Raw genomic sequence first — 1068 nt, 5'->3', positions numbered from 1 at the left:
GCAGACCGTGTGGAAAGTCGATTTGATCGGATTCCGCCTCAGCAGCTGGCGCGGTAAACTCCAGCATGGCACACATATCTGGAAGTGACCGCTCACAGGTGCTGCTTCTGCCGGAGACGGTCGATGACTATGTCGGGCCGGACAACCCGGTTCGGTTCATCGACGCCTTCGTGGACGGGTTGGATCTGACGGGTGCCGGGTTCGGGCGTGTCGCACCGAAAGCAACGGGCCGCCCGGGCTACGATCCCGCCGATCTCCTGAAGCTCTATATCTACGGTTATCTCAATCGGGTGCGCTCGAGCCGCCGGCTGGAAGCTGAGACCCATCGCAACATTGAGGTGATCTGGCTGCTGCGTCACCTGAAGCCGGACTTCAAGACAATTGCCGATTTCCGGCGCGACAACCGGGCCGCCTTCAAGGCGGTGTTCCGCGAGTTCGTGCTGCTGTGCCGACAGCTCGACCTGTTCGGGCGCGAACTCCTGGCAGTCGACGGCACGCGCATCAAGGCGGTCAACAACAAGGACCGCAACTTTACGCGCGGCGCCCTGACCAAGTTCATCCGCGAGGCGGATGAGAAGTTGGCGGACTACATGAAGCGGCTCGACGAGGGCGATGCCGATGAGGAGCCTGCTGGCGGCACCGGCTCGGATCATGGCGGCGGCAAGCTGGCCGAGAAGATCGCGGCGATCCAGGGAAAGCGTGATCGCCACAAGGCTTTGCTCAACGAACTGGACCGCACCGGCGAGGACCAAATCTCGCTCACCGATCCCGATGCTCGGGCCATGGCGCGGATGACAAAGGTCGGCGTCGGCTACAACGTCCAGCTCGCTGTTGACGTGAAGCACAAGCTGATCGCCGAGCAGGACGTCTGCAACCAGGTTCTCGACATGGGGTTGCTGGCGCCGACGGTGGAAGCGGCCATGGACACGCTCGATGTCGAGCGGATCGAGGCGGTGGCGGACCGGGGATACTTCAAGATCGAGGACATCGAGGCCTGCGAGAAGGCCGGTATCACCGCCTATGTCCCCAAGCCCATCCGAGGTCCTGCTGTGCGCGAGGGCTTCTTCT

Annotated in this window: 1 protein-coding gene; it reads left to right on the top strand. The window is 62.7% G+C overall.

The features are described from left to right. Positions 1-65 precede the first annotated feature (65 nt). Positions 66-1068 (top strand): IS1182 family transposase (locus IQ26_RS39035; RefSeq protein ID WP_145723600.1); only part of this gene is annotated, 1003 nt, incomplete at its 3' end.

The organism is Mesorhizobium tianshanense (genome assembly GCF_007830515.1).
In the GTDB taxonomy this organism is placed as follows: Bacteria; Pseudomonadota; Alphaproteobacteria; order Rhizobiales; family Rhizobiaceae; genus Mesorhizobium; species Mesorhizobium tianshanense.
The sequence above is the reverse complement of the archived record's forward strand: the minus strand, read 5'-3'. Positions and strand labels throughout refer to the sequence as shown.